Here is a 24,843-nt window from a genome sequence, read left to right as displayed (position 1 = left end):
CTAACGTACCGGCGCGGATGCCGATCTGCCGCGTCACTGAAACACCGCTTGCGCCGCCCCCAGCGTCACGACCACGCTGTGGCGGCGACCGTCGTCCACGAGCCGCACCGCCGCTTCGCCGGCGGCGAGCCGCACGCCATCGACCACGAGGCGGGCGACGCCGCCGCTGGCGCCGCCCGGATTTTCGACGACGATGTCGTAGTGCGACGCCCCGTGACGCAGCGTGGCCCTGAAACCCGGCCAGGATCGCGGGATGCACGGCTGAATCAACAGCATGTCGCCATGCCTGCGCAGGCCGAGCAGCCCTTCGACGCCCGCACGATACAGCCAGCCCGCCGAGCCGGTGTACCAGGTCCATCCGCCCCGGCCGATATGCGGCGCGACGGAATAGACGTCGGCCGCGACCACGTACGGCTCGACCCGATAACGATTCGCCCCGCTGCGCGTGCGGCTGCGATTGACCGGATTGAGCAGCGCGAACAGATTCGCGGCGCGATCGCCGTCGCCCATTTGCGCGAACGCGAGCACCGACCACGTGGCCGCATGCGTGTACTGGCCGCCGTTCTCCCGGATGCCCGGCGGATAGCCCTTGATATAACCGGGATCGACCGACGAACGATCGAACGGTGGAGCGAACAGCAGGGCCAGGCCATCGTCGCGGCGGATCAACTGCGCTTCCAGCGCGTCCATTGCCTGAGCGGCGCGCATCGGGTCCGCCGCGCGCGACAGCACGCTCCACGACTGCGCGATCGCGTCGATCGAGCATTCGGCGTTGCCGGCCGAGCCGAGCGGCGTACCGTCGTCGAAGTAGCCGCGCCGATACCATGCGCCGTCCCATCCCGCATCGGCAAGCGCATCGCGCAACGCGGCGGCACGCGTCGACCAGCGCGCCGCCAGGTCGGCCGAGCCGCGCGCCGCGGCGAGCGGGGCGAACGCCGTGAGCGTCGCATGCAGGAACCACCCGAGCCAGACACTTTCGCCTCGTCCGGCCTCGCCGACCCGGTTCATGCCGTCGTTCCAGTCGCCCGTGCCGATCAGAGGCAGATCATGCTCGCCGAAATGCGCCAGACAGGACTCCAGCCCGCGCACGCAATGCTCGAACAGCGACGCGCTCGTTTCCGAGATGCGCGGGATGAAGAACGCGTCCTGCTCGTCGGCGGCCAGCGGTCGTCCGTCGATGAACGGGATCGATACATCGAGAATCGCGCGGTCGCCGCTGACGTCGACGTAGTGCGCAACCGCATGCGCGAGCCAGACGCGGTCGTCGGAGATCCGTGTGCGTACGCCGCTGCCGCTTTCCGGCAGCCACCAGTGCTGCATGTCGCCTTCCGGAAACTGGCGCGCCGCCGCCCGCAGCAGATGCTCGCGCGCCAGGGCCGGGCGGGCGATGGCGAGCGCCATGCCGTCCTGCAACTGGTCGCGAAAGCCGTACGCGCCGCTCGCCTGATAGAAGCCCGCACGCGCCCAGATCCGGCAAGACAGCGTCTGGTACAGCAGCCAGCGGTTCAGCATCAGATCCATCGCGCGGTCCGGTGTCTCGACCTGGATCGCGCCGAGCGTCTCGTCCCAGAACGCCGTCACGGCGGCGAATATCGCGTCGAGATCCGCCTGACGGTAATGCGCGATCAACTGTCGCGCCGCTGCCGCGTCGGCGCCCTCGCCGAGCAGCAAGACGATTTCGATGCTGCCGCCGGGTTCGAGATCGACCGTGGTCTGCAACGCGGCACACGGGTCGAGCCCGGCGCCGACGCGGCCCGACAACGGCGACGCGCCGGCCCTGCCCGGAAAACCGGCGGGATCGCTCAGGACGCCATTGCGGCCGATGAACTCGCGCCGGTCCGCGCTCCACGAGGTTTGCAGGCCGCATAAATCGGCGAACGCCACCCTGCCGCGATACACCTGACTCCAGTCGTTGCGGGCAAACAGCGCTCCGGTCGGCTGATCGATCTCGCTCGCGGTGTGCGGCGCCGCGACGCTGCGCGACGCACCCAGCGCCCACTCCGCATAGGTTGCGACGGACAGCCGGCGAGTCCGGTCGGACAGGTTGCGCAAGGTCAGGCGGGAAATCTTGACAGGATCGGCCAGGGGCACGAACTGCAGCAACTCGACGGCGACGTCGGCGGCGGAATGCGCAAACCGGCTGTAGCCCTGGCCATGACTCGCCACGAAAGCGGTCGCGCCCGGCGCGTCGTCGCCGATCGAGGCCGCTTGCGGCCCCCAGCGCACGCCGGTCTCGTCGTCGCGGATGTAGAACACTTCGCTCGGCGGATCGGTGACCGGGTCGTTCGACCACGGCGTCAGCGGATGCTCGCGGCTGTTCGTCACCCAGGTATAGCCGCCCCCCTCCGCCGACGTCAGGAAGCCGCACGAGGGATTCGCGACGACGTTGACCCACGGCATCGGCGTGCATTGACCGGGCTGCAGGATCACGACGTATTCGCGGCCGCCACGCGCGAAACCGCCGATTCCGTTGAAGTACTCGAGACCGGCGCCGGCCTGCGCGCCCTTCGGCGGCGCAATCGTGGGCGGCGGCAGCGGCGCGCGCGCGGGATCCGGTCGCGTGGGCAGCGGTGAACCCGCGAGGCGCCGCAACTGGTCCACCAGCCGGCCGTTGCGCGCGGCGAGCACGGCGCGCGCGACCGCCGGAAACAGCGCGCGCGCCGCGGCCGCCATCAGATCCTCGCGCAGCACGAAAATACTGCCGCGCCCGGCTTCGTCCGGCTGCTGCCGGGTCCGCACCAGCCCCTCGAGCGCCGCCTGCAAATCCTGCACGTACGACGCCGCGCGCTCGTTGATGATGACCAGATCGACCTCGAGCCGCTTCATCCGCCAGTACTCGTGCGCGCGGATCAGCTGCCGCACCATCGCGATGTGCTCGATGTCGTCGATCCGCACCAGCAGGATCGGCAGATCGCCCGATACGCCATGGGTCCATAGCGGCGCCGCGCCCACGCCGCCCGCCACGGACACCGCCGCCGCATGTCGTATCAGCGCGGCGGACCCCGGCCGCATCGACGCATCGCTGTAGAGCATGTATCCGGCCAGTTGCTGGAACAACGCGGCCTCGTCGAGGCTCACCGCGCTATGCCGCAGCTGCACCTGCGCCTGGGTCCACGCGAGCATCGCCGCCCGCGCGAACGATTCGCCGTCGCGATGCTTGTCGATCAGGTCGAGCAGCTGCGCGCGCGAATCCGCGACGATGGTCCAATAGACGATGCTCGCCTTCGCGCCCGGCTCGATGCGCAGCCGCTGCCGCAGCGTGAACGCCGCGTCCAGTACCGCGCCTTCGCAAGCGCCCAGCGCACGCTGTTCGGTCAGCGCAAGCGGCAGGCGAACGCTGCGCCCGCGTCCGATGACGCGCAATCGATCGGTGTCGAATTCTTCCGCGCCGACGGTTTCGCCGGAGGTCACGGCCAGATGCGCGGCCCAAACTTCCGCCTCGTTCGGCGCGCGCTTGCGCCGCGTCGCCAGAATCGCGCCAGACGCCGGCACGTACTCGGTTTCGATGAACAGTTTCGAGAATGCGGGATGGGCGTGATCGGCGGCGGGCGGAGCGAGCACGATTTCCGCGTAGGACGTGAATTCGATCACGCGTGGCCGGGAGCCGGTATTGGCCACCGACACCCGCCGCACTTCCGCATCGTCCTCGGCGGATACCACCACCTCAAGCGACGTCGTCAAGGTGCCGTCGCGACGCACGAACTCGGCGCGATCTTCGGTGAACGTCACTTCGTAGCTGTCCGGCACCACGCCGGTGGGCTGCCACGTGGCCGACCAGACCTCGCCGCTCTCGGCGTCGCGCAGATACAGATAGCTACCCCAATCGTCGCGCGTCGCGTCTTCCCGCCAGCGCGTGACGGCCAGATCGTCGCGGCGGCTGTAGCCGGAGCCCGCGGCCGTGAGCATCACGGCGTAGCGGCCGTTGGACAGCAGATGCGTGACGGGCGCGGGATCGTCCGCCGACAGCAGGCGCCGTGCAACGCCGGCGTCGACGCCATGCATCCTGCCGGCGGGTCTGGCGTCGACCCGCGGCCGCCCTGCCGCGACCCGGCCCGGCACCCGTTCCTGCAACAGCAACTCGGTGGCGCGCACGGCCGGCTCGCCATGGAAGAAGGCGCGAATGCGCCCGCCCAGCAGTGCATTGGCGATCGACACGATCGACATGCCCTGGTGATGCGCCATGAATGCCCGCACGATGGCAACTGGCATGCCTTCCGGCACGCGCGCGGGCGTGTAGTCGAGCGCTTCGTAGAAGCCGAAGCGCCCGCACGCGCCGGCTGCACGCAACCGCTCAAAGTTGCGCGCGGCGGCGTTCGGCGCGACCATCGCCGCGAGCGCGGTCGCATAGGGCGCGACCACCAGGTTCTGGTCGAGATCGCGCTTGAGCCCCAACTCCGGCACGCCGAAGCTCGAATACTGATAGGTTAGCTCGATGTCGCGTGTGTTGTACGCCGATTCGGACATGCCCCACGGCAGGCGCAGCCCGTCGCCGTAGGCGATCTGGCGACGCACCACCAGCTGATTGGTGCGCGCGAGCAGGCTGCTGTCCGGCGCGCGCATCACGAGCGACGGCATCAGGTATTCGAACATCGATCCCGACCACGAGATCAGCGCCGCGCCGTGCCCGATCGGCGTCGCCAGGCGGCCGAGCCGGAACCAGTGCCGCGCCGGGACATCACCCTTCGCGATCGCGACGAAACTCGCGAGGCGCGCCTCCGATGCCAGCAGATCGTAGTTGCCCGGATCGAGCCGCCCGTCGCCCACCGCGTAACCAATCGACAGCAGATTGCGCACCGGGTCGAGCAGAAAGCCGAACTCCATCGCATAGGCTATCTGCAACGCGGTATCGGCCAGCGTATGCAGGCGCTTGTTCAGCACGTCCGCTTCGTCCGGCGTGCGCGTCGCGTCGCGGCAATGCCCTTGCACCGCGTGCTCCAGCGCCTGCGCCCAAAACAGCACGTCGTCGACGTCGTCGACGTCGCCGCCCCGCACCCCGCCGACCTCGTCCGTCAGCGCGCGCGCGACATCGGCGACCGTCGCGGTGAGGATCGTGATCTCGGACCATTCCGGCGCTGCGGGGCCGTCCGGGGCGCCGACTTCCCGGGCCGGCGCGGCGAGCGTCTCATCCAGCTCGGTCGCGGCCTGCTCGAATTCGCCGTGCAAGGTCGTCCGGGCATCGCCATCGCGGCACACGGCCTTGCGCAACAGCGCGAGCGTGTCACCGATCCCTTCGTACGCGGCCTGCCACCCCACACCGGCGGGCTGATTCGCCCAGGCCCGGCAACCGTTGCCGAGGGCGATCAGGTGGCCGGCAAGATTGCCGCTGTCGACCGACGACACGTACTTCGGCTCGAGGGGCCGCAGGTCGCGCGTGTCGTACCAGTTATAAAAGTGGCCGCGATAGCGTGACATCAGTCGCATCGTCGCGACGGTCGCCTCCAGCCGCGACACCGCGTCCAGCGTACCGAGCCAGCCAAACTCGCGGGCGCTGACGGCAGACAGCAGGTATAGCCCGATGTTGGTGGGCGAAGTCCGGTGCGCGACGACGGGCTTCGGGTCCTCCTGGAAATTGTCCAGCGGCAGCATCTGATCGTCCGCCGTCACGAACGTCTCGAAATAACGCCAGGTCCGGCGCGCGTCGCGCCGCAGTTGACGCGCATCGTGCGGGGCCACCGGCAACTCGCCCGCCGACCGTGGTGCGCGGCTCAGCCAATACGCGATCGCCGGCGCGGCAAGCCAGACGAGTACGAACGGCACGGCCAGCCAGCCCGTATGACGATCGAAGCGCCAGCCCGCCATCAGACTGGCAGCCGCGACAAGCAGCGCGAGCGTCACGCCGCCGCGCATTTGCAGATAGGTGGGCGCGAGGGTCCGCCGGTCGCGCGCACCCGCTGCGGCCGCCGTGGTCCATTCGAGCAGATGGCGACGGCTGATCGCCACACGAAACAGCGTACGCGCGATCGCGTCGCCCATCGACCACGCCTGCTGCGGCAACATGACGATCGACAGGCCGAACCGCGTCAACGCGAACCGCAACTCCATCGACCATGCATGGAGCACGCTGCGCGTGGTCATCTTCACGTGCGTGCGCCGCCAGCGCGGCACCAGCCCGCTCAATACAGGCAACAGGAACGGCAGCGCGATCGTCACCAGCACGAAGGCGCTCCAGGCGAGCGATACGGGGAGCGGCAGCATCCATCCGGCCAGTAGCGCGACCAGCATGGCGGGCGCCGTGAGTGTGCGGCGCAGGTTGTCCAGCATCTTCCAGCGGCCGACCGCCGTCAACGGTTCGTGGCCGAACAGCAACCAGGGCAGGAGCTGCCAGTCGCCGCGCGCCCATCGGTGCAGGCGGCTCGCGGCGACGTCGTAGCGGGACGGCGACGCTTCGACAACCTCGATATCCGACGCCAGTCCGGCCCGCGCGAAAATACCTTCGAACAGATCGTGACTGAGCACCGCGTTCTCCGGCACGCGACCGGCGAGCACCGCCTCGAACGCATCGACGTCGTAGATGCCCTTGCCCGCATAGGAGCCTTCGTCGAACAGATCCTGATAGACATCCGATACGGCTGACACGTAAGGATCGATGCCGTGCGCGCTCGACGACACGCGCTGGAACAGCGAACCCTCGTCGCCGCTCGCGAGCGAGGACGTGACGCGCGGCTGAAGGACGCCGTAGCCGCCGACGATGCGCCGGCTCGCCGAATCGAATACCGGCCGGTTGAGCGGGTGCGTCATCTTGCCGACCAGGCGGCGCACGGTATCGCGCAGCAACCGCGTATCAGCATCGAGCGTGATCACGTAGCGCACGTCCGGCGGCACGTGCGGCGTCCGGCCGGCCGCCGCGATGAACGTCGTGTCCGATGCGCCGCGCAGCAATCGGTTCAGCTCGTGCAGCTTGCCGCGCTTGCGCTCCCAGCCCATCCAGCACCGTTCACCGTCGTTCCATACGCGCTTGCGGTGCAGCAGCAGGAAGCGCTCGCCTTCGCCCGGCGCAGCCGGATAAAGGCGATTCAACCGGTCGATGCCCTCCGTCGCGGATGCCAGCAACCCGTCGTCGCTGTCGGCGTGCGGCGTGGACGCGTCCATCCAGTCGGAGAGCAAAGCGAAGTAAAGCGCGCCGTTGGGGCTCGCCAGATGATGAATTTCCAGTTGCTCGATCTGCTCGCCGAGCACAGCTTCCGTTGTCAGCAGCACCGGCACGGCGACCATCGTGCGCAGGTCCGGCGGAATGCCGTCGAGCAATGCGAGGCCGGGCAGGATCTTCGCACCGACATCGCGCATCACGCCGCGATTGACGAGCGCGACCGCGGCATCCAGCGCCGGTAGCAGGCCGGCGATGCCGAGCCAGATCAGCCACTGACCGGGCGGCTCGATGCGAGCGAGCCATGCCAGCATACCCATCTGCAGCAGCGCGGTAATCAGCCCGATTCGGCCGAGATACCCGCCGAGACCGGCGTGGCGGGTGAGGCGCCGCAACCACAACGCAACGGGCGGCCGATAGCCGATCTCCGCTTCGAATGCGGCGCGGCCGTCCGCCAGCAGGTAGTAACCGGGGTCCGCCTCGCGGCCAGGTATCACGCCGGCGGCCGGCGCTTGGCTTGGCCCCTGGGCCGCGGCATCGGAGACGACGCGACGGGCAATCTCGAGCTCGCTGACGGGCGCGCCGCGGGCAAGCGCTTCAACCGCGTCGCGATACAGATTGCGCGTTGGGAAATCCATCTCCGCGAAACCCGGGTGGCTGCGCAGCACCTGATCGACCAGACTGATGCGCTCGAACAACTCGGTCCAGTCCACCTCCGAAATCAGCCGCATGCTGGTGATCACGTTGCGCACGGTTAGGCTGGCGGCGCCCTGCTCGTGGTTGACGGAGGCGACGATCTGGTCCGGCGTCGCGCCGCGCGCTGCCAGGTGCCGATGCAGCCACGCCAGTGCCGGCGCGACGGCCGGATCGGGATCGTGCAGCCGCTGGATCAACTGCACCGCGAACGCATCGTGCGATACCATCTGCTCATAACGCGCGACGAGCGGCTCCGTCTCCGCCCGCGCCTGCCCGCGTTCGCCGAGCAGGCGATCCGCGAGCGCGTCGGCGTCGAGCCGCGCGCGCCGGTCGTCGATGATCTGATCCGCGAGCCGCCGCAGATTTTCGATCAGCACGATCCGCAGCGTGATCGCCACCGCCCATAGTTCACCGATCGTCAGCGGTTCCACGGCCTGATAGGCAAGCATGAAACGGCATAGCGCGTCGGGATCGAAACGGCTGTCGGTATGGGCGACGAAGGCCCAGTTGATCTCGAGCACGCGCGGATAACCGGCGAACGGGCCGTTGCCGAGCTTGGGCAGTTGGCGGTAATAACGCGGGGAGAGATCGTCCCGGATCTGTCGCACCTGTTCTGCGACAAGGTAGTAGTTGTCGAGCAGCCACTCCGCGGCAGGCATGATCTCTTCGCCGCGTGCGTCTGCGGCCGCCGTGTTCTGATAGGCCTTCAGCAGATGATCCGCATTGTCTCTCAGCCGTGTGGCGAGCGACGGGCCCGAGATCACACCAGGCAACACCTTCTGCGCGCGAGCCAGGCTGCCCGCATGCTGCGCCAGTCGCTCCTCGCCGAAGAACTCCTCGCGAATCGGCCGGGCATTGCTCCATGGCGATGTCCGGCGTCGCGACACTCGCGCAACGTGAATCTTCAAGGCGCCTCCTCCCCCATCGCCGCACCATCCGCAGCGGCTTCATGCCCGGCACACCCGGGCCGTCAGGCCGCTTCCGACAGCGATTTCGCGATGGGTTCGCACCGCAACGGTCCGTGCTGCGCGGATCGGACGGCTGCGTTCTCGCACGCCAGCGACACGAAGGCATCGCGAGTCGTATGCAGCACGTTCGCCGTCCGATCGATGTCGTGCACGATGCGCTTTGGCAAGCACAGCTCGATGCGCACCGAACTCGACGTCATCCGGCTCAGGTCCAGATCGATGAACCGCCAGATCCCGTCCCCGGCATCAACTTCCGACGCCTGCAATACCGACATGTCCGTGGTCGGTGGCGGAACGAGACGCGCGGAGCGGTCGTAGCGGGCCATGACCCGTTGTTCGGCGGCCGCGTGCAGCTCGCCATACGAGTCGCCCTCCACGCCGACCTCGGGGAAATCCGGAAGCGCGCCGCGATAGCGGGGCTGCCCATGCTGCGTGATGTAGATCGGATATTTCATGAACCGCTCCCGGCTGAAGAACGTGACGAACGTCATCGTGCATCGCGCAGGCTCGTCGAGTCGGTACGCTGAAGAACAGTCTCCGGGAAGCGTTTCGTGGTGCGCTGCACGTCGTTCACACACCGGATCGCCCGATATTTCGCTATCCGGTCACGCAAGCGCAGCGCGCGCGATCGAGGTACGGCACCGTACCGATCGGCATGGCGATAGGGCGCACGCTCGCATCAGGGCTTCTGCCCCTGTTGCCAGAACGCCCAAGACGACCCGAGATGCAGTGCGCCTCATCGCTCATGCGCCAGGTTGTCGTCACCGAAACGGAGCGTCACCATGAATCCCATCACACTCGTGTTATCTGCCGCGTTCGTCCTCGCGGCATTCGCCATCGGCGCGTGGGGCCACCTGTATCTTGCGGCCCCCCTTTTCATCGTCGCGGTCCTGATCGCACTGTCCGTGCGGGTCGCCAACGTCTGGGAGAAGTTCGTGATCCTGCGGATTGGCAAGCTGCAAAGCGTCAAGGGTGCCGGTTTTTTCATGATCATTCCAATCCTGGACAATGTTGTCGCGATCATCGACGAACGCATTCAAACCACCGCCTTCAACGCCGAACAAGCGCTGACCAAGGACACCGTGCCCGTCAACGTCGACGCCGTGATTTTCTGGCACGTCCATGACGCGCAGAAAGCCGCGCTCGCCATCACCGACTACCGGCAGGCAATCGACCGCGTTGCGCAAACCTCGCTGCGGGAAATGATCGGGGCATCGATGCTGGCTGCCTTGTTGTCGGATCGCAAGGCGGCCGACATGCACCTGCGCGACGAGATCGGCAGAAAGACCGTGGATTGGGGCGTGACCGTCCGCTCGGTCGAGACCCGCGATGTTGCGATCCCAGTCGCGCTGCAGGATTCGATGTCGCGCCAGGCGCAAGCCGAGCGCGAAAAGCAGGCACGGGTGATCCTCGGCTCGGCGGAGGCCGAGATCGCGACCAAGTTCGTCGAAGCGGCGCAGGTCTACGAAAATCATCCAGGTGCGCTTCAGTTGCGAGCGATGAACATCATCTACGAAACGACGAAGGAACGCGGCGCGACGATCCTGATCCCCAGTGCGATGGTTGACAGCCTGAATCCCGTGCTCGCGCTTGCGATTGCCGGGTATGACGCGGCGGGCGCCGCGCCGGTGCCTGCGCTCAAGACAGCAGCGTGATCGCTAGCTCGTATTCGCTCCCCCGCGACGCCTTGCGCAGATCGCCCGGACATTGCTAGAACGGGGGGTACCCCACACGATTTGATGATGAGACTGTTGCGAATACTCCACCGTGGGCAGGAGGCGGAAATTGCTTCATCACATTACAACGCGGGGTTGGTCGCGGCGGGGGCGAGTCCCCCTCTCATTCGAGGTCGGCCGTGGATCCTCACATAGCATCGATTGATGACCGCCATGAACATATCGTTGCAAGAAGATAGTGGCCGCGTTCACCTCACAAAGGCTGATCGTCGAATTGCAACTGGTTCGTCACCGAGACGATGCCGTCGACGCGCCAGGCGACTGTTGCTACGAAATTCGCCTCGTTCGCGTCGGCAACCGAGCCGACAAGCGTTGCGATGACGGTGCATCACCTTGCGGGCGACCCACACGCCCTTTTCCGTGCCTTCATTTCTTGTTACTCGTTGGTTGGATGGTATGTCTGTAGCCCGCCGGCTTGAAAAACAGACAGCAACCATTTGATTTTAAACAAATACTTAGAGGCGGCGGGGCGCAACCCCGCATGCAGTCCAGATCGCTCTAACCGGAAAATTGCACGGAGATCAAGGTTACCCCCTATCGGACGGCGCAACTACTTGTTCGCGGGGGCAGACTCAGGTGGCGAGCGCGCTGCCGCTATCTACAGCCTGATTGTCACCGCCAAGCTCAATGACGTCGATCCGGAAGCATATCTGCGCCATGTGCTGGCGCGCATTGCGGATCATCCGATCAACCGGATTGATGACCTGCTGCCCTGGCATCTGGCACAGGATCTGGCTTAGTCCTCGTACGAGATCGGCGCTTCGGCGCAATCCAGGACAATCGAGTGCATGCGGATCTCGCACCACTCCTTGAATAGCTTGAGCGTACGACCTTGCGGCCATAGACGCTCGTCGACATACCAGTCCTCGAGCATGCGTTCGAAAATGACCTGCCAGTGCTTCTGTAACCAACGCTTGGCAGCGGCATCGGGATCGCTACCGGATGCAGGAACCAGAAAAGCGTTTGCGTTCTCGCTGGCTAGTTCCAAGCCGCCATGCTAAAGCAATACGGTGTCGGTGCCACGCTTACGCTCAATGCAGGTCAGGCGGTACGTATTGGGCCCCGAATCGCTCTGCCAGTTGCGCGAGCCGCCGATCACGCGTCCAGAGCCGGGTGCTCGGGGTCAACAGCACCGATGCAAGCAGCGTGCAATCCACGGCACCGCATCCGCGCCCATACAGCCGTTCCCGCTCGATCCAGTCCGCTACTTCGCCTGGCGTCGCGAGGCGCGTTTGGCGCAATAACGCGAGATCTCCCAGCGTTCGTGCCCGCGGTTCGGGTGGTGTCCCGCACGTGAGCTCAAGTATCACCAGCGGATGTGTAAGGATGCTATCGACGCGCAGAAGTTGGATAAGCGCCGGGAGTGGCCGCCGGAAATGCTCGACCCACACGGACGTGTCGACCAAGACACTCATCGGGCGGTTGCCTCAGCGGCGCGGCGCGGGACATCTGCCATGTCGGGCGCGCGACCGCCCAGGGCGGCTAAGCGTTGACCGGCCTGAACACGCACGAAGGTTTCAAGTGCCGCCCGGAACAGGTCGGCCGGCGGCATGCCCGGTTCGGCGAGTTCGAGTGCGCGCGCATAGAGAGTGTCGTCGACGGTGACGGTGGTACGCATGATGCCTCCTTCGATGCATTTTCGCATCAATTATAGCATCAATTCAATAGCAGCTCAGTCGCTGATAAACGGATCGCCCGCCGGCCTGAACTGGGGCCGTGACACTTTCGTGGGCCAGAGCCGAATACGAAGACGGTCGCGGCTGGCGAAAATTCGTCACGACGTTGCTGGCGCACGTCTGGGCGGGTGTTATGGTCAACACGCTGCGCGGCCATCCGTGCTCGAATCCGCATACCAAGGCAGGTACGGGCTGTCGTCAGTCTTGTCGTGTCACCACGGTAATTGTGCAGCGCGCTACTGCACAAATCCCGGCCGCGAAAGGTTGTTGTGACTGGAGGCATATTATTTCGGTGCAGCCGGAAACCGAAATGCGCGCAAGGTCTGGAGCATTAATTATGACTCCGACCCCATATATGTGGTAATGTTAATTATGTCAAATAAAGGATTGCAGCCTGCAAGATGCCTAGCCATGAATTTCACCATGGTCGCGCCCACCCGAGGTCTGCATAGATCGGCTCCGTTCGCCTGTTCGACGTGTTCTATCGCTCCGGCGCGCTCGTCTCGCAGAACCATTACTGATAATGCGCCAGGCTAGGCCATGCGGTCGAATTCGTCCGCCAGAAAGTCGACGCAAACCCGCACCTTCGCCGACGAAGCCAGCCGTGCCGGATACACCGCCCACACGTTCGCGTGCTGCACGACGCCGGGCAGCACCTGCACGAGTGCGCCGCTGTCGAGCAGTGCGCGCACGTCCCAAATCGAACGCAGCACGATGCCGCGCCCCGCCACGGCCCATTGCACCGCCACTTCGCCGTGATTGGTCGATAGCGGCCCGGTTACTTTCAAGGTCACGGTCTCGCCGCGCTCCGTCAGACGCCAGATGCCGAACGGGTGATCGCGTTCCTTGATCGCAAGGCATTGATGCATGCCCAGGTCCGCAAGCTGACGCGGAATGCCGTACGCCTTCAGGTAGGCGGGCGCTGCACACAACACACGGTGGTTCGACGCAAGACGCTTTGCGATCAGATGCGGCGCGATTTCATCGCCGATGCGGATGTCGAGATCGAAACCCTCGCCCGCCACATCAACGATGCGATCGAACAGGTCGAGCCGCGCGCTCAACTGCGGATGGCGCTCCGTCAGCCGTGCAAGCGCGGGCGCCACCACGTGCCGACCGAAACCGAAGCTGCTCGATACGCGCAACGTGCCACGCGGCACACGCCGGGTGGTCGACACGTCCTCGACGAGACGATCGACGTCGTCGAGAATCTTTTCCGCCCATGCATAGACGCGCTCGCCCGCTTCCGTGATCGCGACGCGGCGCGTCGAGCGATGGAAGAGGCGTGTATCCAGGTCGGCTTCGAGCACATTTACGCGCTTGCTCACATAGGCCGCCGATACCGAAAGTGTGTCGGCCGCTGCGCTGAAGCTGGCCTTGCGTGCAACAGTGCAGAACACGCGCAGATCATCGAGGTTCGGGAATTTATTCACAGTTCGTGCATAGTGGCTTAACCGTATTCAGGATTCCATGACGGTCAAGCGGGAATAGACTGGTGGCTATGCAGGACCGTCACGAACGGTCCTTTCCGAACCAACGCGACACTTTCCCGACGAGGACACGTAAATGGCCCGCACCTATCGCATCGCAACGATTCCTGGCGACGGCATTGGCAAGGAAGTGATGCCCGAGGCGATTCGCGTGCTCGACGTCGTCAAAAAGCGATATGGCATCGGCCTCGACTATCAGCATGTCGCGTGGGGGAGCTGCGACTACTACGCGCAGCACGGCAAGATGATGCCGGACGACTGGAAGGCGCAACTGTCGGGCATGGACGCGATCCTGTTCGGCGCGGTCGGCTGGCCCGCGACGGTGCCCGATCACATTTCGCTGTGGGGCTCGCTGCTGAAATTCCGCCGAGAGTTCGACCAGTACATCAACCTGCGGCCCGCACGCCTGTTCGACGGCGTGCCGTCGCCGCTCGCCGGCCGCCGCGCAGGCGACATCGACTTCATGATCGTGCGCGAGAACACCGAGGGCGAGTATTCGTCGGTCGGCGGCACGATGTTCGAAGGCACCGATCGCGAGATCGTGATGCAGCAGTCGATCTTTACGCGTCACGGCACCGAGCGCGTACTGAAATTCGCATTCGAACTCGCGCAGGGCCGCGCGAAGCGTCTCACCGTCGCGACGAAGAGCAACGGCATCGCGATCAGCATGCCGTGGTGGGACGCGTGCACGGTCGAGATGGCCGAACGCTATCCCGACATCGCCGTCGACAAGCAGCACATCGACATCCTGTGTGCGCGCTTCGTGCTGCAGCCGGACCGCTTCGACGTCGTGGTCGCGTCCAACCTGTTCGGCGACATCCTGTCGGATCTCGGGCCGGCCTGTACGGGCACGATCGGCATCGCGCCGTCGGCGAACCTGAACCCCGACCGCACGCTTCCGTCGCTGTTCGAACCCGTGCACGGCTCCGCGCCCGACATCGCAGGCAAGGGCATAGCCAATCCCATCGCAATGATCTGGTCCGCGGCGATGATGCTCGACTTTCTGGGCAACGGCCAGGGCGAGGAGCGGGAAGCACATGACGCGATCCTTTCCGCCATCGAAGCCGTGCTCGAGGACGGTCCGCGCACCGGCGACCTGGGCGGCACCGCGACCACGGCGGAAATGGGCGCCGCCATTGCGGATCGTCTCGCATGATTCGCGAACTGCCGACGCGTGTTCCGGTTTCATCAGGCAAGCGTTAACGGGGCACGACGAAGCGCGCAAGGCGATCGAATCGGCTGTTCGACGAGACGACGCCCGCGCCCCGATGCTCGTGGCGCATACATCGCACCTGCGAGCGCTGGTAACCGGCTACAGGCACGCGTTCACGACGATTGCCCGAAGTAATGCTGCGCCAGGGCGACCCAATACCTGACACCGGCCGGGATGATTTCGTCGTTGAAATCGTATTTCGGGTGATGCAGGGACGGTGCGGCCGCGCCCGGCGTAGCGTTACCGATCAGCACGTAAGCGCCGGGCCGCTCCTCCAGCATGAAGCCGAAATCCTCCGACGTCATGTTCGGCGGCACGTCGCGGTACAGGCGTTCATCACCGAACGTATCGCGAATCACCGCTTCGCACAACGCCGTCTCGGCCGGCGTGTTGACCGTCGCTGGGTAGTACTGAAAAAACTCGACGTCGACCTGCGCGCCATACGCGCGCGCTAGCCCCTCGCACGTAAGTTGCACGTCTGTCTGCAGTTTCTGCTGCAACGCGGACGACAGGGTGCGGATCGTCCCGCGCAGCTCGACGCTGTCCGGAATGACGTTGTCCGTCGTGCCCGCATGGATCATGCAGACGGAAATGACTGCGGGGTCCACGGGATCCTTGTGCCGCGCGGCGATGGTCTGAAACTGCAGCACCATCGAACACGCGAGCGGCACGGGATCGACACCCAGATGCGGCTGCGCCGCGTGCGCGCCCTTGCCGGTCACCTTGATCCTGAAGCGCGAGCCCGCGGCCATGATCGGGCCGGTACGCAATCCGAAATGCCCGGCAGGCAAGCCGGGCCAGTTGTGCATGCCGAACACCGCTTCGGTCGGGTATTGCTCGAACAACCCGTCGTCGATCATCTTGCGCGCGCCCGCGCCGCCCTCTTCGCCCGGTTGAAACACGAAATGAACGGCACCCGGCAATGGCGGCAGTTCCTTCAGGATGCGCGCGGCGCCGAGCAACATGACGGTATGGCCGTCATGCCCGCATGCGTGCATGATCCCGTGCGTGCCCGATGCGTGCGCGAAGTCGTTGGCTTCCTGGATCGGCAACGCATCCAGATCCGCCCGCAGCACGATGCCGCGCGCCGGGTCCGCACCGGGCAGGCTCGCGACGACACCCGTGCCGCCCAGCCCACGCGATACCGCATAGCCGAGCGCGTCAAGCTCGCGGGCGACGACGTCGGCGGTCCGGTGTTCTTCGAATCGCAGCTCGGGATGCGCATGCAGATCGCGCCGCAGCCTTGCCCAGTGCGCGTGATGCGCTTGCAGCGACGTGTCGGGAATGACTGGTTTTTCCAATTTCGGCACCTTCGAAAAGTATGCGGCTTCCAGTCCGTGCAGCCGCCGCGTTCGCACCCCGCGGCTGCGTCAGTCGTAAAAGCCGACGATCGACTTGATTTCCATGTACTCCTCCATCCCTTCGACCCCGTACTCGCGACCGTTACCCGACTGCTTGTAGCCGCCGAACGGCGCCTCTTGGAGGGGAACTTTTAACATCCTTTCCGGACAAGCTTACTCAGCCAGTTTGTATACGTCGGCAAGGTCGGACAAATCCCAGTTTCCGCCACTCAAAACCGCGCACACTTTTTCATCCGGCTTGACTTTGATGGAACCAGCCAGCAAAGCACCAATACCAATCGAGGCGGCTGGTTCAGCGATCAATTTCGCATCCCTGGCGAGTGCACGCATGCCCGCGATGATATGTTCGTCTTCAACGAGAACAATCTCATCCACATACTTTTCGATAATGGGATACGGGTTTTGGCCCGGAACACTGATTCGCACCCCATCCGCAATGGTATTTTTCAATGGAAGCGATGTGCGTTCCTTATTGATCCGGCTGTAATAATACTTCGGGGTCAAGGCGGGCTCTGCGCCGATAACACGCACCGACGGCTTCGTTTCCTTGATGGCGGTAGCGATGCCTGAAATCAGGCCGCCGCCGCCCAGGGGAACGATGATGGTGTCGACATCCTCCAGATCCGCCAGGATTTCGCACCCGATGGTTCCCTGGCCGGCCATGACCAGCGGGTCCTCGAAGCCGTGGATCGCCGCGTACTTGTTCTCTTCGGCGATCTCGCACACCTTTTTCCATCGGGCGGCCGTGTCGCCATCGAAAAGAACCACTTCCGCTCCCATGGCTTTGGTGTTCTCGATCTTGATTTTGGGTGTAGTCACCGGAACGACCAGGATCGCCTTGACCCCCAGCATCCTGGCGGCATAGGCGATCCCCTGGGCATGATTGCCCGAAGAAGTCGCAATGAGGCCGTTGGCGATTTCATCTCTCGTGAGTGACAGTGCCTTGTTCAGAGCGCCTCGAATCTTGAAGGCGCCCGTGATTTGCAGGGTTTCAGGTTTGAGATAGAGCTGGCAACCAACGGCGTCCTCGATTTTTTCCGCGCGCAATAACGGCGTATGCTTGATGTGGGGCTTCAGCCGTTCCTGGGCTTCGCGAATGTCCTGGATGGTAGGGTAGTTGCGCATTTGAAAAGTCCTTATTCAAAAAACTCGAAGAATGTTCCGACCTTGCTTTCAATGGCGTTCCGGTAGATTTTCGTCGACGTCGTGTTGTCCTGGATGGCCATCCCGGTGGAGTCGAAGATCGTGATTTCCTCATCACTCTCTCTACCAGGCTTTTTGCCCAGCAAGACCTCGCCGATCTCTGCATGGATGCTGTCTTTGGTAATGATGTTCTTGTTCAACGGATGCTGGATTTCTCCTGTTTCGCTGCACTGCATGATCGAGTCGACGACCACTTTGGCTTTCCTGAAGATTTCCGGATCGAACTCCTGCTTCCCATTTGCATCGGTTCCGATCGCAACGATGTGTGTCCCGGGCTTTACCCAGTCGGCTTCCACCAGGGATCCTTTCCCACGTGTCGTCGTAATCAGGATATCCGCCTGCTCAACTGCTTCTTTCTTGGAATTCGCGCTCACAACGGGAATCTCAAACTCACGTTCGATATCCACTTTGAACTTTGCCGCAGACTCCGCAGTGTGGTCCCATGCATGGATCTCTTCGATCTGCATGACCTCCTTGATTGCACGGATCTGCATCCGGGCCTGATTCCCGGTTCCGATCGATGTGATCTTTTTCGCGTTCTTCCTTGCCAGTGCTTTGACCGACACGGCTCCGCATGCCCCGGTTCTGAGGCCTGTGATCAAACTGCCATCCATCACGCAGATCAGCGCACAGGTCATGGCATCAAACAGGAGAATCGTCCCCATGCCGCTTGGCACGCCGTACTCTGTCGGGTTATTGGGGAAGCCGCCGGAAGACGCTTTCATGGAGATGATTTCGTTGCCCTTGTAGTAACCAAGCTTGAAATCGATATCCCCACGTGGCGGATGGAGATCTATCCCAATATAGTCGGGCTGCACCACCTGGTCACTGTTGAAGGCTTTGTATGCTTCCTCCACCGTACCGATGACTTCCTTCATGGATATCAGTTGGCTTACTTCCTTTTTTTTGAGCAACAATGTTTTCATTTGCATCACCTATCTATTTTTTGAGCATTGCTGGCGGTGAACCAGGCTCCAATGTTGATCAGCGTCCCATCGCAATCGAAGGGATGTAATTTCGGCCTTGAGCCGGTCGTCAATTTCCAAGCATCTCGGTCGATGGTCCAACCGCACGGTAGTCATGGTTCTGGCGATATTCCAGACGAAAAGTCCAGTTTCCTTTGTCATCGCGCTACAGAGCCGCGCAATGGGCGATGTCGTGATCGACCGTCCGATCTCAGTGTCCGGTGTACCGGCGGCTCAGCTTACGAAGCGGCGAATGTCGATTGACTCAGTCAGGGTTCTTGTGTTTCCCGTATAGATCAGCTCACTGCGCTCGTACTAGCGCGCACCGTTCTCCGTCGCGCGCCAAAATCCAGCAGTTCCGGCAGCCTCTCATCAAAGAGAAGCCCACGCGACTTTCTCCACCGAACTCCTACAGGCTCAACTGGCTCACGCTTGACTTACGCCGGCCCCTCCATCACGTTTCCTCCCGCTATGCGATATGGGAACAGGTTGAAGCGCTGGAACTCCATACCGACCTTGTAGGGAAGCCGATTAATATGGCGCGAGCGCTGCTCAACAACCTGATGCAGAAGTTTAATCTCGCCCGAATCGTAGGCCTCGAACGCATTGATGCACCGAAGCAGCGTCGACTTGCCGGAGCCCGACGCCGGACTCAAGCACACTGCCTCGCACTCGTTTACCTTCAACGTGATACCCCTAAGCACCGGCACGTCGCCGAAGCTTTTGTGCAGGTCGGTCATTTCGATCATTTGCAACCTCACTTCACCTTGTCTGCAGATTCGCCGTTGAGGGCGGAACGCTCACGACGCACTACTGTTTCATTGAGCGTACTATTCCAAACGGTGCTGTTCCGCAGCCGAGTGGAACCGAAGACGTGAGTTGGTCTCACTGCGCGTTTGTCGAGTCAGCCCTTCCGGCGCCCGCGGTGTACCCACCTTGTTTGCCACGTTCCAAACCAGTTCAAATCTCGGCTGCCGCATCTCACGCATGGCCTCGTCAATCGTAGTAGCCCAGGACCGACTTGACCTCCATATACTCCTCCATCCCTTCGATCCCGTATTCGCGACCGTTGCCCGACTGCTTGTATCCGCCGAACGGCGCCTGAGGGTCCCATGCGGGGTAGTTCAGATGCACCTGGCCCGAGCGGATGCGGGCGGCCGCCGCGCGTACGCGCTCCATGTCGGTGCCCTGCACGTGTGCGCCGAGCCCATAGACCGTGTCGTTCGCGATGGCGACCGCTTCTTCCTCGGTGTCGTAAGGCAGGATCGCGAGCACCGGGCCGAAGATCTCCTGCTGCGCGATCGCCATGTCGGTGCGCACGTCGGAGAAAATCGTCGGCCGCGCATAGAAGCCCTTGTCGAGCCCCGCGGGCCGGCCGGGGCCGCCCGCGATCAGCTTCGCGCGTTCGTTGATGCCCACGTCGATCATCTGCGCGACCCGCCCGAACTGCGCGCGATTGGCCAGCGGCCCGTGCGTCGTGGCCTCGTCGAACGGATCGCCGACCACCAGTTTCTGCGCGGCCGCGAGAGCCAGCGCCTCGACCGTGCCGAGCAGGTTGCGCGGCACGATCATGCGGGTCGGCGCGCTGCACGACTGACCCATGTTCCGGAACGCGGCGGCCACGCCGGGCGCAATGGCCCGCTGCAGGTCCGCATCCGGCAAGACGATGTTCGGCGACTTGCCGCCCAGCTCCTGCGCGACGCGCTTGACGGTCGGCGCCGCCGCCTGCGCCACCAGCACGCCGGCACGCGTCGAGCCGGTGATCGACACCATGTCGACTTCCGGGTGCGAAGACAGCGCGGCGCCCACCACCGCGCCGTCGCCGCTCACCAGGTTGAATACGCCCGCGGGCACGCCCGCATCGGCGATCACTTCCGCGAACAGCAGCGCGCTGAGCGGCGACAGCTCGCTGGGTTTCAGCACGACCGTACAGCCGGCCGCGAGCGCCGGGCCGACCTTCGCCGTGATCTGGTAGATCGGCCAGTTCCACGGCGTGATCAGCGCGCACACGCCGATCGGCTCGCGCACGATCGCGGTCGTTCCGCGCCGCGAGACGAACGGATAACGCGCGAGATTGTCGCGCGCGACGCGGATATGCTCGGCCGCGAGCGGCACGTGCGCGGCGCGCGCATAGCTGATCGGCGCGCCCATTTCCGTGGCCAGCGCCGCGGCGAACAGCTCCGCGCGCTCCAGCATCAACGCATGCACGCGATCGAGCAGCGCGGCGCGCGCCTGCGGCGACGTGGCCGCCCACGGTTCGAAGGCCCTGCGCGCGGCGCTGACGGCCCGGTCGGCGTCGCGCGCGTTGCCGAGCGGGATCTCGCACAGTCCGTCTTCAGTGGACGGGCTAACGACCACGAACCGGTCGCCGCCGTCGGGCACGACCCAGTCGCCGTCGATGAAGAGGCGATCGAGCCTTCCGTTTTGCATCAGGTGAACAACAGGTGAATTCATTGCAGCGTGTCCTTGAGTCGATACCAGGCACCGACGAACGGCAGGAACCAGGGTTTGCCGAAGTGCCCGGGAATGGCCGGCCAGTCGAAGTCTTTCCAGGGGTTGAGATCCGCGCGCCCGTCCATGATCTCCGCCATCAGCGTGCCCATCAGCGTGGCCATGTGCGTGCCGTGGCCGCTATAGCCCATCGCGTAGTACACGCCGTCGCGCTCGCCCGCGCGCGGTAGTCGGTTGGCGGTCATGTCGACCATCCCGCCCCAACAGTAGTCGATGCGTACGCCGGCCAGTTCGGGAAACACGGCGGCCAGCTGCCGCCGCAGGATCGCCCCGCTCTTTTCGTCCGAACGCGGGTTCGACGCGGCGAACCGCGCGCGGCCGCCGAACAGCATCCGGTTGTCGGGCGTGACGCGAAAGAAATTGACGAAGTTCTTCGTGTCGGTGACCATCCGGCGCGTCGGCAACAGCCGGTCGAGCAGGTCGTCCGGCAACGGCTCGGTGACGATGATGAACGCACCGACCGGCACGATCCTGCGGCGAATCCAGCCGAACGGGCCGACCTGCGAAATGCCGCTCGCGAGCAGCACCTGGCGCGCACGGATCTCGCCGAGCGGCGTACGCGCCGCGTAAGCGCCGCCCGCTTGCCGCTTCAGCCCGAGCACCGGCGCATGCTCGAGGACGTGCGCGCCGCGCGCTTGCGCGGCGCGTGCCAGGCCGCGCACGTAACGGCCGACGTGCATCCCGGCACTCTTGCCGAACAGCAGCCCGCCGTGATAACGGTCCGAGCCGATCTCGTCACGCAGCTCGGCTTTCGTCACCATGCGCGTGTCGGGGTCCACGCTCGCCGCGAGCAGTGCCTGACTTCGCGCGAGCTTGTCGTAATGCTCAGGTTTCGCCGCGAGCTTGAGCTTGCCGCGGCGCACGAAATCGCAATCGATCGACTCCTCCCTGACCAGCCGCTCGACCGTGTCGACGCCTGCGTCGAACGCGCGATAGAGCCGATTGGCCAGTTCCGTGCCGATGCGCTGCGACAGCGCCGCGTAATCCTGCGCGAAGCCGTTGTTGCACATGCCGCCGTTGCGTCCCGATGCCGCCTGCCCGACGGTGCCCGCCTCGCAGACGATCACGCGCGCCCCTTTCCTGGCCAGCGCCAGTGCGGCCGCCGAGCCGGTGATCCCGCCGCCCACCACCAGCACGTCGCAACTGCCGTCGCGCAACGCCGGCGAGTTGCTCGCAAATGGCTCCGACGTATCGAGCCAGTAGGAACCGAAACGCATCCGTCACTCCCAGGTGGCCGCGCCGGACGGTCAGGCCGGCGAAGGTTCGCCGCGCCGGTCCGGCCGCTCGCGTGCGAGCGTCGCGGCCTTGCATCAGAAATCGGCGACCTTGCCCCATGCGGAATCGCTGAACCGGGCCGGCTGGTACGGCACCGGATCGACCAGCGGCGGCGCGCCCGTCGCAAGATCCGCGATCAGGTGCCCGGCGCCCGGCCCGATCCCGAAGCCGTGGCCGGAAAAGCCCGCCGCGAGGATCAGCCCCGGCACGCCCGGCACTTCGCCGATGCCCGGCACGCCGTCCGGCGTGCTGTCGACGAACCCGGCCCACGCGTGCGTGATCTTCGCGTCGCGAAGTTCGGGCATCAGTTCGACGGCGCGGCGATAGGTTTCGTGGACCGTCGACATGTCCGGCTTCGGATCCAGGATGCGGACCGCCTCCATCGGCGTCGGCGCATCGAGGCGCCAGCGCTTCAGCGTTTCATGGCCGCCGCGCAGCCCTTCGAGCCCGCCCGGCAGCAGATTGCGCCAGCGCTTCGCGAACATCGGCACGAATTGCGGCGCGAATCGCAGGAACTGCGGCGTCAGGTCCACCCGAGCGCGGCCGCTGATCGCCAGCGCGTAGCGTCCGTCGCTGCGGCGCGTCACGGACACGCCGGACGTGTACATCGCATCCGGCAGCGGATGCTCGACCGGCGACACGCTCAGGATCGACTGACGGATCGACGCCTGCGGAAAACGGATGCCGAGCTGGCGGCAGAACGACGACGCCCAGGCACCGCCCGCGAGCACGACGGTCTTGGTCTTGATCACGCCGGACTCCGTGACGACGGCGCTCACGCGTCCGCCCTCGCGTTCGATGCCGCGCGCCGCGCAGTACTGGTGGACACTGCCGCCGAGCTTCATCAGCGCGGCGGCGACGGCCGGCGCGGCCTTTTCCGGGTCGGCCGTGCCATCGGTCGGCGAAAACACGCCGCCTTTCCACGGCCGCCCGGTCGCGTGCCCGCGCTCGGTGGCCTGCTTGCCGTCGAGCATGTACGTCGCCACGCCCGCCGTCTTCGCGAACTCGCCCCAGCTGGCCCAACGGGCCAGCTCGGCCTCGTCATTGCTCAGGTACAACAGGCCGCAGCGATGAAAACCCGTGTCCTCGCCCGATTCGATCGCGAATCGTTCCCACAGGTCGATGCTCTTGCTTGCCATCGGCAACTCGCGCGCATCGCGGTTCTGCTGCCGGCACCAGCCCCAGTTGCGGCTCGACTGCTCTGCGCCGATGCGCCCCTTCTCGACGAGCGCGACCGATACGCCGCGCCGGGCCAGATAGTAGGCGGTGAAGACGCCGATGATGCCGCCGCCGATCACGACGACATCGGCCGAAGCCGGCAGCGTGGCCGGGGTTTCGATATGGCGTAGCGGAGGAGTCATGCTCAGGCTCGCTCGGTGGATGCGTTGACGTTCTGCACGACGTAGAACTTCGCCACGCGTTCGCTGCTTTCCCACCCGATCGGCGTGCCCTGCGGCACGAACAGCGCATCGCCGGCGCCGAGCGACAGCACGCTGCCGTCCGGCGCGGCGAACCGTACGTCGCCGTCCAGCAGGAACATGAATTCGTTCACGCGATGCGGCCGGACGATCCGGTGATAGGGCGTCGAATCCCATGTGCCCGCGCAGTACGCGGCGCCGTCGTCGACGAACACGTTGTCGCTGCGGCACTGCGGCGCCGGGCCGAGCAGCACCTCCGCCGGCAGCGTGGCCGACGGCTTGAAGTCGGCATCGGCTCGCAGCGCGAACACGCCGCACCGGGTCGGTGCCGCGCACGCGGCGGCGCAGAACGTGAACAGCACGCGCGATGCCGCGGTCACGCGCAGCGCCGTGCCGCCGCCGATCACGGCCCCGTCTCCCGGGCCCAGCACCAGCGGCGCGGCGCCGGCCGCTTCGAGCGTCAGCTCGCCCTCGATGATCGCGATGGTTTCGATGTGCGGAAAGCTCGCCACGTCGAGTTCGCCGGTGAACGCGACACGTCCGGCGGCCATCGCGTCGGGACCTTCCCACGCGATCTCCCGGGCTTGCGCGAAAGGATCGTTCGCGCCGAACGCCTGCTGGCGAAATACGGTTGACGAAGGCGCGCCATCGGCGCGGTGCAACACGAAAACTGCGGTCATATCTGCTCCTGTGCGGCGCGCGGCGGTGCGGTTGAACGCCGCCGCGCGATATCGGAAATCGTCGTTCGCCGGCTCTGCTGCCGGACCTCCCCGGCATGCGAACCGTGCGTGTGTGCGCCTACGCCGCGTGACACGACGCTTCGCGGCGCTCGGCATGCCTGCGCGTCGAAGACGTGCGCGCCGTCGCACCGCCTGCCCGCGCGACCACGTAATCGCGCGGCGTGATCCCGAGCACCCGCCGGAAATGCCGGCACAGATGGCTCTGATCGAAGAAACCGACGTCGGTCGCGACGACCGACGGCGCGAGACCGGCGCGCAACAGGTCCTGCGCACGGCGTACCCGCACCAGGCACAGATACCGGTGCGGCGACAAGCCGGTTTCGCTGCGAAAGCGCGCGGTGAAACGCGACACGCTCAATCCGGCCACCGCCGCGAGCGTGTCGAGGTTCAGCGGCTGCGCGAACGATGCATCGATCGCGCGCAGCACGTCGCCGATCGCCGGCGAGACGGGCCGCGCGACACGAGACGAGCCAACGAGTTGCACTGTCATGTCGTATCCTCCCGGGC

General features: G+C 65.2%; 17 protein-coding genes and 2 pseudogenes. 3 read left to right on the top strand and 16 right to left on the bottom strand.

The window, feature by feature from the left end:
• Positions 1-33: 33 nt before the first annotated feature.
• The gene (locus PQB87_RS24495; protein ID WP_489244088.1) at positions 34-8,688 is read right to left on the bottom strand and encodes a glycoside hydrolase family 94 protein; all 8,655 of its coding nucleotides are present in this window, start codon (positions 8,686-8,688) and stop codon (positions 34-36) included.
• Positions 8,689-8,750: 62 nt separating this feature from the next.
• The gene (locus tag PQB87_RS24490) at positions 8,751-9,203 is read right to left on the bottom strand and encodes a type II toxin-antitoxin system HicB family antitoxin (protein ID WP_489244086.1); all 453 of its coding nucleotides are present in this window, start codon (positions 9,201-9,203) and stop codon (positions 8,751-8,753) included.
• A gap of 327 nt (positions 9,204-9,530) precedes the next feature.
• Here PQB87_RS24490 and PQB87_RS24485 point away from each other — a divergent pair, with 327 nt between their 5' ends.
• Complete coding sequence (locus tag PQB87_RS24485) at positions 9,531-10,403, top strand: slipin family protein (protein WP_011548844.1); 873 nt, start codon at positions 9,531-9,533, stop codon at positions 10,401-10,403.
• 617 nt (positions 10,404-11,020) lie between these two features.
• Positions 11,021-11,224 (top strand): annotated as a pseudogene (locus tag PQB87_RS24480) (transposase domain-containing protein); the annotation flags it as partial.
• On the opposite strand, the gene PQB87_RS24475 reads toward PQB87_RS24480, so the two are convergent.
• The 4 genes from PQB87_RS24475 to PQB87_RS24460 all read right to left on the bottom strand — a co-directional run bounded on the left by PQB87_RS24475 (position 11,221) and on the right by PQB87_RS24460 (position 13,593).
• Positions 11,221-11,472: a hypothetical protein gene (locus PQB87_RS24475; protein ID WP_489244085.1), complete on the bottom strand. Its 252-nt coding sequence runs from the start codon at positions 11,470-11,472 to the stop codon at positions 11,221-11,223. The pseudogene PQB87_RS24480 and the gene PQB87_RS24475 sit on opposite strands and share 4 nt — an antisense overlap.
• 43 nt (positions 11,473-11,515) lie before the next feature.
• The gene (locus PQB87_RS24470) at positions 11,516-11,899 is read right to left on the bottom strand and encodes a type II toxin-antitoxin system VapC family toxin (protein WP_234743364.1); all 384 of its coding nucleotides are present in this window, start codon (positions 11,897-11,899) and stop codon (positions 11,516-11,518) included.
• The gene (locus PQB87_RS24465) at positions 11,896-12,102 is read right to left on the bottom strand and encodes a type II toxin-antitoxin system VapB family antitoxin (protein WP_234743363.1); all 207 of its coding nucleotides are present in this window, start codon (positions 12,100-12,102) and stop codon (positions 11,896-11,898) included. Before PQB87_RS24465 ends, PQB87_RS24470 begins: the two co-directional genes overlap by 4 nt.
• Before the next feature lie 591 nt (positions 12,103-12,693).
• Entirely contained in the window at positions 12,694-13,593 is a 900-nt protein-coding gene (locus PQB87_RS24460) for a LysR substrate-binding domain-containing protein (protein ID WP_027791931.1), read from the bottom strand.
• Between the two features lie 133 nt (positions 13,594-13,726).
• Here PQB87_RS24460 and PQB87_RS24455 point away from each other — a divergent pair, with 133 nt between their 5' ends.
• Complete coding sequence (locus PQB87_RS24455) at positions 13,727-14,806, top strand: tartrate dehydrogenase (RefSeq protein WP_027791932.1); 1,080 nt, start codon at positions 13,727-13,729, stop codon at positions 14,804-14,806.
• A 170-nt stretch (positions 14,807-14,976) separates the two neighbouring features.
• Here PQB87_RS24455 and PQB87_RS24450 read toward each other — a convergent pair whose 3' ends face one another.
• From PQB87_RS24450 to PQB87_RS24405, 10 genes and pseudogenes are all read right to left on the bottom strand, one after another.
• Positions 14,977-16,164, bottom strand: a complete 1,188-nt coding sequence (locus PQB87_RS24450; RefSeq protein ID WP_027791933.1) for a M20 aminoacylase family protein — start codon at positions 16,162-16,164, stop codon at positions 14,977-14,979.
• A 69-nt stretch (positions 16,165-16,233) separates the two neighbouring features.
• Positions 16,234-16,341: pseudogene (locus PQB87_RS24445) on the bottom strand (aldehyde dehydrogenase family protein); the annotation flags it as partial.
• 36 nt (positions 16,342-16,377) lie between these two features.
• Entirely contained in the window at positions 16,378-17,349 is a 972-nt protein-coding gene (locus PQB87_RS24440) for a threonine/serine dehydratase family protein (RefSeq protein WP_027791934.1), read from the bottom strand.
• Between the two features lie 11 nt (positions 17,350-17,360).
• A complete protein-coding gene (locus PQB87_RS24435) occupies positions 17,361-18,353 on the bottom strand; it encodes an ornithine cyclodeaminase family protein (RefSeq protein WP_489244082.1) in 993 nt (330 codons plus the stop codon).
• Positions 18,354-18,829: 476 nt separating this feature from the next.
• Positions 18,830-19,141 carry an ATP-binding cassette domain-containing protein gene (locus PQB87_RS24430; protein WP_034196183.1) on the bottom strand — a complete coding sequence of 104 codons (312 nt, stop codon included), beginning with the start codon at positions 19,139-19,141 and terminating at the stop codon, positions 18,830-18,832.
• 247 nt (positions 19,142-19,388) lie between these two features.
• A complete protein-coding gene (locus PQB87_RS24425; RefSeq protein ID WP_027791936.1) occupies positions 19,389-20,846 on the bottom strand; it encodes an aldehyde dehydrogenase family protein in 1,458 nt (485 codons plus the stop codon).
• Positions 20,843-22,120 (bottom strand): NAD(P)/FAD-dependent oxidoreductase, encoded by a 1,278-nt coding sequence (locus PQB87_RS24420; RefSeq protein WP_034191862.1) that lies wholly within the window; start codon positions 22,118-22,120, stop codon positions 20,843-20,845. The genes PQB87_RS24425 and PQB87_RS24420 overlap by 4 nt, the downstream gene beginning before the upstream one ends.
• Before the next feature lie 93 nt (positions 22,121-22,213).
• On the bottom strand, positions 22,214-23,539 hold the full coding sequence (locus PQB87_RS24415; RefSeq protein ID WP_027791938.1) for an NAD(P)/FAD-dependent oxidoreductase: 1,326 nt from the start codon (positions 23,537-23,539) through the stop codon (positions 22,214-22,216).
• 2 nt (positions 23,540-23,541) lie between these two features.
• Complete coding sequence (locus tag PQB87_RS24410; RefSeq protein WP_253567438.1) at positions 23,542-24,276, bottom strand: cupin domain-containing protein; 735 nt, start codon at positions 24,274-24,276, stop codon at positions 23,542-23,544.
• A gap of 118 nt (positions 24,277-24,394) precedes the next feature.
• Complete coding sequence (locus PQB87_RS24405; RefSeq protein ID WP_027791940.1) at positions 24,395-24,826, bottom strand: helix-turn-helix domain-containing protein; 432 nt, start codon at positions 24,824-24,826, stop codon at positions 24,395-24,397.
• Positions 24,827-24,843: the final 17 nt, after the last annotated feature.

This window comes from Burkholderia sp. KL41 (assembly GCF_057005415.2).
Note: the sequence above shows the minus strand (reverse complement) of the source record. Positions and strands in the feature narration are given on the sequence as shown.